The organism is Trebonia sp., from assembly GCF_030042015.1.
GTDB lineage: Bacteria > Actinomycetota > Actinomycetes > Streptosporangiales > Streptosporangiaceae > Trebonia.
Genome location: NZ_JASIAL010000473.1, coordinates 39,502 through 47,630, shown reverse-complemented (window position 1 = coordinate 47,630; position 8,129 = coordinate 39,502). Strand labels below are relative to the sequence as shown.

The window sequence follows — 8,129 nt, the reverse complement described above, 5'->3', positions numbered from 1 at the left end:
AGCGCGCCGGGCAGCACGGGCAGCACCTGGGCCGCCGCCAGGCCGGCGGTGACCTGCCGCGGCGTCCCGCCGAGCGCGCGGGCCAGGGCCGTGGGCTGCCTGGCGTCCAGCGCCGTGGCCCAGGCGATGACGATCGCGTTGACCGCCGCCAGCGTGACGAGCACGACCGTCAGCACCGCCATCACCTGGCCGACGCGGCCGGTGACCGGATCGCTGAGCCCGGTAAACCAGTCGTTGCGCCTGGCCGCCACGTCGCCGGCGTGGTGTGCGGCCATGACCGCGACGATCCCGGTGACCGTTACCGCGGTGCTCGCGGCGCCGAGCAGCGCACGACGCGGCCGGCGAGCGATCAGCCGCAGCCCGATCAGCAGCGGAACCGGCAGCCGCGCGGAGACGGCGATCAGCAGTGCCCCGCGGCTCGGCGGGCGCGCGGAATTGGCCAGCGCGCCGACCGTGCTCGTGCGCGCCGCGCGGACGGCGGGGACGAGCGTCGCCGCGAGCGTCACGCCCAGCGCCACGGCGGCGACCAGCCCGATCGTGCCGCCGGTAAGCGCCGGCGCCCCTGGGGCGCCGATCAGGCCCGCTCCGGCGTTCGTCAGCAGCGGCGCGATGAGCCAGCCGACGCCCAGCCCGGCCGCGGCCGCGACCAGGGCGAGGAACACGTGCTCGGCGAGCAGCACGGCGCCGACCATGGCCGGGGTGCCGCCGGCCGCCTTGAGTTGCCCGACGCGCCGGGCCTGCTCCGTCATCCGCCCGCCGGCCAGCACGGCCACGCTGGCCACCGCGAGCGCCACCGCCAGCCAGCCGCCCGGCGTCAGCACCTGCTGCGCGACGGAGACCAGGTCGTCGTCCGCGTACTGGATCTGCTGCCAGGTCAGCACCTCAACGGGCGACGATGTCTGCGCACCCCCCGGGGTGACCGGGCCGTGCGCGGCGGCGAACGCGGGCGCGGCTGCCGGGTTGCCGAGCTTCAGGTTCAGCACGTAGGACACCGGCATCGCGGCTGTGGCAAGGCTCAGGGCGGCGGGCTGGGTGACCCAGACCAGGCCCATGCCGGATTCTTCGGCTTGCGCGTCCGCGTTGCACGTCAGGTAGTAGCAGACCCCCGGGTATTCGGGGATCGCGGCGGTGACGGCGATGCCAGCGACCACGAAAGGCCGGCCGTTCAGCGTGACCCGGTCGCCTATGGTCACGCCGAGCGCCTGCGCGAACGTCCGCTCGAGCACCACGCCGCCTGGGCGGACCCAGGTGCCCTGCGTCAGCGCCGGCTGGTCGACGGCGGCCGGCGCCTCGTCGCGTCCTTCCGCCTGCACGGGCACGGCATACCCGCGCGCCCTGAGCATGGCGGAGGCGACAGGGAAGGGGCCGCTGCTCGCGGTGACGCCGGGCACCGCGAGCAGCGCCGTCAGCGGGGCGGTGTTCGCCGGCTGGGTCCCGTCCGGTCCGCCGGGATAGACGCTGGCCGTCACGTCCGGCCCGTTCGTCGCGGCCCTGGTGCGCAGGTAGGGGCTGGCTGTCACCCCGTTGAGCGCGAGTCCCAGCGTCAATGTCGCGGTCGCGGCGGTGATCGCGAGGAGCAGCAGCACCGCCTGCGCGGGCCGGTGCCGCAGGTCGCGGGCGGCAAGCCGGCAGGTAAGAAGGACACGTCCCATAACGCCGCCTCGGACTGCAGGACCGGGCCGACCCCGGTGCGGGCCGCGAGCCGTGACGGGACCACGGTGAGGGCGCCGGCCGCCAGCGGGGTCGCGATCACGACGCAGGCCAGCCACCAGGCCGGCGGGTAGGTCATCGGGCCGCCCGTGCGCACCGCCGCGTACAGCAGCAGGCCCGCCGGGATGCCCGCGATCGCGCCGGCCAGCGCGGGCAGCATCTGCGCGACCGCCAGGCCGGCGCTGAGCTGTCCCGCAGTCGCGCCGAGGGCATGGGCCAGGGCCGCCTGCCGGCGCGCGTCGAGCGTGGTCGCCCACGTGATGAGCAGCGCGTTGACCGCCGACAGGACCAGGAGCGCGACGGTCAGGACCGACATCACCTGGCTGATGCGGGTGAAGAGCGGATTCACGAGCCCGCCGCCGGCGCCGAAGGAGCTGTCGAACCGGGCGTGCACCGTGAGCGCCGCGACCACCCCGGCGACCGTGACGACCACGCTGACCGCGCTCAGCAGCGTGCGCCGCGGCCGCCGGGCGGCGATCCGCGTGCCGAGCAGCAGCGGCACGGGCAGCAGCGCGGAGCACCTGGTGATGAGCGGCCGCCGCCTGGGCGGCCTGGCGACCTCGGCGAGCGCGCCGACCGTGCTGGCGCGCGCGCCGCGGATCGCGGGCGCCGCGGTCGCGGCGACCGCGACGAGCAGGGCCACGGCCACGACGAGCCCGGCGCCGGACACGGTCATCGATGGCGGGCCCGCGCTGCCGAGCAGGCCGGCGCCGGGGCTGGTGAGCAGCGACGCGGCTAGCCAGCCGAGCGCCAGGCCGATCGCCGCGGCGGCCAGCGCGAGCACCAGGTGCTCGGCGAGCAGCACGGCGGCCACGAGCCCCGGGGTGGCGCCCACCGCCTTGAGCAGCCCGACCCGGCGGACCTGCCCGACCATCCGGCCGCCGGCCAGCACCGCCACGCTGGCCACCGCGAGCAGGCAGAGCAGCCAGCTGGCGACGAGCAGCACCTGCTGTTCGTCGGACACGACCAGGCCGGCCTGCGCCGCGATCTGCTGCCACGACACCAGATAGGGCGCAGACAACGCGGTGTGCGCTCTTTGCGTGGCGTTATACGAATTAGCGTACGAAGTGGCGCCGGCGGGATCGGCGAGTCGCAGGTTCATGAGCCAGACCAGCGGCTCGGACGAGGCCAGCGACTCGGCGGCCTGCTGAGTCGTCCACACCAGGCCCGGCTGGCCGGGCGGCACGGAGGGGGTGAAATAGCAGCCGATCAGGCAGGCCCCCGGATAGGGCGGCACCGCGGCGGAGACGGCGATGCCCGAGACGAGAAACCACCGCCCGTTCAGAGTGATCTTGTTTCCTACCTCCACTCCGAGCGCGGCGGCGAAGCTGCGCTCGAGCACCACCGTGCCTGGCCGCACCCAGCTGCCCGCCGTCAGCAGCGGCCGGTCGACCGCCGACGGTGCCTCGGCACGGCCTTCCACCATGGCCGGCGCCGTGTAGCCGCCGCCGCGCAGCGCGGCGAGGGTGACCGGGTACGGGCCGCTCGACGCGGTGACGCCTGGCGCCTTGGCCAGTGCGAGCAGGTTCGCGCGGACCCCGGGCTGGCTGCTGCCTTTCGCGGGGGAGACGGTGGCCACCAGGTCCGGGCCCGCGGTCGCGGCGCGGGTGCGCTCGTAGGGGCCGGAGGTGACGCCGTGCAGGACGAGGCCGAGGGTGAGCGTGGTGGCGGCGGCGGTGATCGCGAGCAGCAGCAGGATGGCCTCGGACGGGCGGTACCGCAGATCGCGGGCGGCCAGCCGGGCGACGAGGGCGAGGCGGCCCATGGTCAGCTCTCCAGGCCGGCGAGCTTGCCGAGGCTGCCGGTTGTGCCGCCGGTCAGCCGGGTCTCGTCGGTGAACTCGCCGTCACGCATGCTGATCAGCCGGTCCGCCGTCGCGGCGATCCGCGAGTCGTGCGTGACGACGAGCAGCGTCTGGCCGGCCTGGTGCAGGCCGTCGAACAGCCGGAGCACCTCGAGGGTGGCGGCGCTGTCCAGGTTGCCCGTCGGCTCGTCGGCGAGCACGACCAGCGGGTCGTTGGCCAGGGCGCGGGCGATCGCGACCCGCTGCCGCTGACCCCCTGACAGCGCGGACGGCAGGAACCGGGCGCGGTCCCGCAGGCCGGTCCGGTCCAGGAGCTCCATGGCGCGGCGCCGGGCGGCGCGCGCCGAGCGGCCGGCCAGCAGCGCGGGCAGCTCCACGTTCTCCACCGCGGTGAGCTCGTCCATCAGGTGAAACGCCTGGAAGACGAACCCGACGGCGTCGCGCCGCAGCCTGGCCAGGCCGCGCTCGCTCAGCTCGTCGAGGCGCTGGCCGGCGAGCGTGACCTGGCCGGCGTTCGGGCGGTCGAGGCCGCCGAGCACGTGCAGCAGGGTCGACTTGCCGCAGCCGCTCGGTCCCATGACCGCCACGGTCTCGCCGGCCGCGACGTCGATGTCGACGTCGGCGACGGCGCGGACCAGGGCGTCTGCCTTGCCGTATTCCTTGCGCAGGCCGCGGGCGCTCAGCAGCGGTGCGTTCACGGGCGGTTCCTCCGGTCTGTCCAGTCGCGTTCGCAGGCCTCAAGCCAGCGCAGGTCGGCCTGCAGGCGGAGCACGATGCCTTCGAGCAGCAGCGCCGCGTTCGAGTCATCCGGCTCGGCGAGCGCGGCCCGCTGCGCGTCCCGCAGCCGGCGCAGCAGCTCACGGCGCTGCGCGTCCACGATCGCCAGCGGATCGGCGAGCCGCGCGGCGGCCGCGGCGATCAGCTTCAGGTGGAACTCCGTCAGGTCGGGCCTAGGCCAGCTCACCTCGGCCAGCCACTCCGTCACGCGCTGCTGGCCGAGAGCCGTCAGCTCGTACACCTTGCGGTCCGGCCGGTCGCGGACCCCGTCGGCGGGCGCGCTCACGACCAGGCCCGCCTTCTCCAGCCGGGTCAGCGTCACGTACACCTGGCCGGCGTTCAGGTCCGCGCCGACCGGGCCGAGCGCGTGCTTGAGCCGCGCGCGGAGCTCGTAGCCGTGTGACGGCTCCTTCGCGAGCATGGCGAGGACCACTTCCTGTTGCACGGCGCGCTGCCTTCTCTCTAACGGTTAGCTAATAGATAGCGGTTATCTATCGCCGTGTCAACCGCGGCAGGCCGGCCGGTCCCTGGCCGACCCCTCGGGGGCCGTTGGGTGGCGCCTTCTTTCTGCTCGCTACAGCTGCCACCTCAGGCCGGCGAGGCTGAGCACCTGGGTGTTGAACGACTCCGCGCCCGCGAGCGCGGGCTGCGACCTGCCATCGACCGTGAACGTCACGCTCTCGCAGCCGCCGATGCTGTTCGCGACCGCCAGCGCCGGGCCGGCCGCCTGCGCGCGGAACGTCAGCATGAGCGCGTTGCCCGTCGGCGGCGGGCAGGCATATTTGCCAGGCGGGAGCAGCTCCAGGCCGTCGGTGGCCGCCGCTAGCCTGCTGACGACCGCCGGGTTGGTGATCGTCTCCGGTTTCGGCAGGCCCGTGGCGGACTTGCTGGCCGGCACCTCGGCGATCGTCACCACCCGGGCGGCGGCCGGCACGCGTTCGGACGCGGGACGGGGCGGCTGCCAGGTCACCTGGGCGTCCACCCGGATCGCGGTCCGCCCGCCGCCCGCGCCCACGGTCTCGATCACCATGTCCCGCCACACCAGCACGCCGGTGACCGGGGACAGCCAGTAGGTGTCATACCAGGCCAGAGTCGGGCCCGGCACCAGGGTCGTGGGGCCGCCGACCTGGAACCTGGAAGGTATCTGGCCCAGCTCCCAGGCGAGCACGTACTGCGGCTGGTCGGTCGCCTCCCACCAGGACACGTCGTCTACCTGGTCGAACGAGCCGATGGAAAAAGCCGGGCGGGTCAGCAAGCCGTGGGCGACAGCCGGCGCCTTCGCCAGCCGCCGCGCGCCAGGCGGGGGGACGAACGACGCGAGGATCGAGGCGGCGTCGGCCGCGGCGCGCTGCTTGAGCTGGGGAACCGACAGCGCGGGCGGCGCTGGCGTCGGTGTGGGCGCCGGCTGCGCCGTCGCCGACGACGCCGTGGGCGCTGCCGATCCCGTCGACGCGGGCGTGCCGCTGCAGGCCGTCGCCGCCACGGCGGCGGCCGCGCAGGCGGTCAGCACCGCAGCGCGGGGCAAAATCCGCATCCCGGTCAGTTTCATGGCGCTTATGCTCATACCGCCAAGTGTCCAGTCGCCGGCCCCTCGGCGCCAGCGTCGCGATGCCGCGCCGCGCAGGCTGCCCGCGGCGGGAGGCGGGCGGTCGACCCCGGGCGCCGGCCCCGGGTAAGAAGATCTGTTGTGAGGAGCGTTCACGGCGCACGGCTGGCCGTTCCCGACTGGCTAGCCGGGGCGATGCGCCCGAAAAAGGCGCCGGTCCCTTGGCCGGACATGATCCGCGCCGTGTTCGCCATCTGGGTCCCGCTCGCCGCCGGGTACATCACCGGACGGCGTGAGCTGGTCATCCTGCCCGCCCTGGGCGGGCTGCTCGGCGTCCTGATCGACAACGGCGGCCCGTATTGGGCGCGGGTGCGCCGGATCGGCGCCGCCGCCGTGTTCGGCGGCGCCGGGGGGCTGGTCGTCGGCTCGCTGATCCACGGCCGCGGCTGGCTCGCGGTCATCGCCCTCGTCGTGGTCGCCGGGGTGTCAGCGATCCTCGCCCGGCTCGGCGGGACAGGCTCGGCCACCGGCCTGCAGCTGCTCACCTACAGCGCGCTCGGCCTCGGTTCGATCGGCGCGCTGCGGCCGTGGTGGCACACGGCACTGGAGTTTGCCGCCGGGGCGGCGTGGGCGCTCGCGCTGATCACGCCGAGCTGGCTGCTCTCCCCGCGCGGAGCCGAACAGCGGGCGGTCGCCGCCGTCTACCACTCCTTCGCCGCTTTCCTGCGCGCGATCGGGACCCCGGCGGTGGCGACCGTGCGGGGGCAGGTGACCAACGCGCTCAACGCTGCCTACGACATGCTGCTCACCGGCCGCTCGTACGCCAGCGGACGCAACCGCGCGGCCATGCACCTGGTGGCCGTCCTGAACGTGAGCCATCAGATGGCCGAGGCGGCGCTGTCGCTGCGCGCCGCCGGCGAGCGGCCGCCCCCATGGGTCACCGACACGATAGAGCGGCTCGCCGACGCCATCGCGCACGGACGCGGCGGTCCCGCCGGACGCGGGACCGGCCGGGGACGGGGCGCCGCACGGGCCGGCGCGGGACTGCCGCTGATCCCCCCGCAGTGGTCGCAGGGTCCTGGGGCGCTCGCACTGCGCGACTCCATGGTCAGCCTGGCCCGCGCGATCTCGGGAAACTCGGCGCCGCCGTCCGCTCCCCCGGCGCCGACTGACTGGCGGTCCCGGGTCAGGGGCCGGGCGGCGTACCTGCGCGACCAGCTGGCCGGGGGCCGGATCGCCTGGACGTTCACCATCCGGCTGATCGTGTGCACCGGCGTGGCCGCGGTGCTGACCCAGGTGCTCACGGTGCAACGGTCGTACTGGGTGGTGCTCACCGTGGCGGTCATCCTCAAGCCGGACTACGGCTCGGTATTCACCCGCGCCGTGCAGCGCGGCGCGGGGACGGTGGCTGGCGCCGTGCTCGGCGCGGCGACCTTGGCGGTGGTCCCGTTCGGGCTGTGGCTGCTGGTCCCGTTCGGCGTGTTCGCGGCGCTGCTCCCGTACGGGAAGAGCCGCAACTTCGGGCTGTCCGCGATGTTCCTGACGCCCCTCGTCGTGCTGCTGATCGACCTGCAGGTCTCTTCCGGCTGGCGGCTGGCCGTGGACCGGCTCGTGGACACCCTGCTCGGCTGCGCGATAGTCCTGCTGATCGGGTACGCGCCGTGGCCGTCGAGCTGGCAGGCGCACCTGCCCGGGCAGTTCGCCGCGACGCTCAAGACGGTCAGCGCGTACATGCAGGAAGCGCTCGTCACCGCCTGGGCGCCGGGGGCGCCGGGGACGCTCGGGACGCTCGGGGCGCTCGGGGCACCGGCGGCCGACGCCGGGCGGCCCGAGCGGCGCTCGCAGCTGCGGCGGAAAGTGGGCCGCTCCCTGTCGGACTTGCGCGCCGAGTTCCAGCGGACCATGTCCGAGCCGGCGCCCGTCAGCCGCCGCGCGACGGCCTGGTGGCCCGCCGAGGTCGGCCTCGAAGAAGTGATGGACGCGGTCACCGCGACGGCGGTCGCCATCAGCCGCGGTGCCCCCGCGCCCGCGCCCGACTCGGTGCGCCAGCTGTCCGCGGCGCTGCGCGGGGCGGCGGACGCGATACAAGCCGGGGCCGTGCCAACCCGGGGCGACCTGCCGGCCGATCCCGAGCCGCAACCCGTCACCGCTGCCGTCCGGTCGGTGCTCGCGGTGCTGGGCGGCGGCGAGCCGCGGCCCGCCGCCGCCCAGACCTGAGTGGCACTGTCGTCGCGTCACCCCGCCGCGGACGCGGCCGCGACATCACCTGCATCGCCGTCGCACCGGCACCCC

6 protein-coding genes are annotated in these 8,129 nt (G+C 75.0%); 1 reads left to right on the top strand and 5 read right to left on the bottom strand.

Annotated elements, in window-relative coordinates:
• From Q1N79_RS25220 to Q1N79_RS25200, 5 genes are all read right to left on the bottom strand, one after another.
• Positions 1–1,652: FtsX-like permease family protein (locus Q1N79_RS25220; RefSeq protein WP_300613114.1), on the bottom strand; the 1,652-nt coding region annotated here is incomplete at its 3' end.
• On the bottom strand, positions 1,544–3,475 hold the full coding sequence (locus Q1N79_RS25215) for an FtsX-like permease family protein (protein WP_300613112.1): 1,932 nt from the start codon (positions 3,473–3,475) through the stop codon (positions 1,544–1,546). The genes Q1N79_RS25215 and Q1N79_RS25220, both read right to left, overlap by 109 nt.
• A 2-nt stretch (positions 3,476–3,477) precedes the next feature.
• Complete coding sequence (locus Q1N79_RS25210; protein ID WP_300613110.1) at positions 3,478–4,212, bottom strand: ABC transporter ATP-binding protein; 735 nt, start codon at positions 4,210–4,212, stop codon at positions 3,478–3,480.
• Positions 4,209–4,736 carry a PadR family transcriptional regulator gene (locus Q1N79_RS25205; RefSeq protein ID WP_300613108.1) on the bottom strand — a complete coding sequence of 176 codons (528 nt, stop codon included), beginning with the start codon at positions 4,734–4,736 and terminating at the stop codon, positions 4,209–4,211. The genes Q1N79_RS25210 and Q1N79_RS25205 overlap by 4 nt, the downstream gene beginning before the upstream one ends.
• Before the next feature lie 129 nt (positions 4,737–4,865).
• Entirely contained in the window at positions 4,866–5,855 is a 990-nt protein-coding gene (locus tag Q1N79_RS25200) for a hypothetical protein (protein ID WP_300613106.1), read from the bottom strand.
• A 123-nt stretch (positions 5,856–5,978) separates the two neighbouring features.
• Here Q1N79_RS25200 and Q1N79_RS25195 point away from each other — a divergent pair, with 123 nt between their 5' ends.
• Positions 5,979–8,054 carry an FUSC family protein gene (locus Q1N79_RS25195; RefSeq protein WP_300613104.1) on the top strand — a complete coding sequence of 692 codons (2,076 nt, stop codon included), beginning with the start codon at positions 5,979–5,981 and terminating at the stop codon, positions 8,052–8,054.
• Positions 8,055–8,129: the final 75 nt, after the last annotated feature.

Bases quoted from the DNA above. Each gene is read 5' to 3' on its own strand.
- Q1N79_RS25215 (WP_300613112.1), bottom strand. From the start codon at position 3,475: ATGGGCCGCCTCGCCCTCGTCGCCCGGCTGGCCGCCCGCGATCTGCGG.
- Q1N79_RS25200 (WP_300613106.1), bottom strand. From the start codon at position 5,855: ATGAGCATAAGCGCCATGAAACTGACCGGGATGCGGATTTTGCCCCGC.